Here is a 302-nt window from a genome sequence, read left to right as displayed (position 1 = left end):
AAAATTTAATTTACTTATATCAAACATTCAATCGCTATCTGTAGAATGTCATTTTAAACGTACGAGTAGAAAGCTTTTCACAGAAAAAATAAAAAGCGTACAGTATGATTTAAAAAATATTTTAACGTATCATGTTTAATGAGGGAGAATATGGTTAAAACTGTATATGTTACTGGATACAAATCTTTTGAATTAAATATATTCAAAGATGATGCACCAGAAGTTTCATATTTAAAGAAGTTTATATCTCATAAATTAGAACAATTATTAGATGAAGGTCTAGAATGGGTGCTGATTCAAGG

The 302-nt window shown here is 26.5% G+C and carries 2 protein-coding genes; both read left to right on the top strand.

The window, feature by feature from the left end; translation table 11 throughout:
* Positions 1-16 precede the first annotated feature (16 nt).
* Positions 17-139: a DUF1798 family protein gene (locus FOJ82_RS17100; RefSeq protein WP_425472515.1), complete on the top strand. Its 123-nt coding sequence runs from the start codon at positions 17-19 to the stop codon at positions 137-139.
* On the top strand, positions 139-302 hold a 164-nt coding region (locus FOJ82_RS17095; RefSeq protein WP_221933213.1), incomplete at its 3' end, for an SLOG family protein. The genes FOJ82_RS17100 and FOJ82_RS17095, both read left to right, overlap by 1 nt.

The sequence above is a fragment of the Tessaracoccus rhinocerotis genome, from assembly GCF_007197885.1.
Taxonomy (GTDB): domain Bacteria; phylum Actinomycetota; class Actinomycetes; order Propionibacteriales; family Propionibacteriaceae; genus Arachnia; species Arachnia rhinocerotis.
The sequence above is the reverse complement of the archived record's forward strand: the minus strand, read 5'-3'. Positions and strand labels throughout refer to the sequence as shown.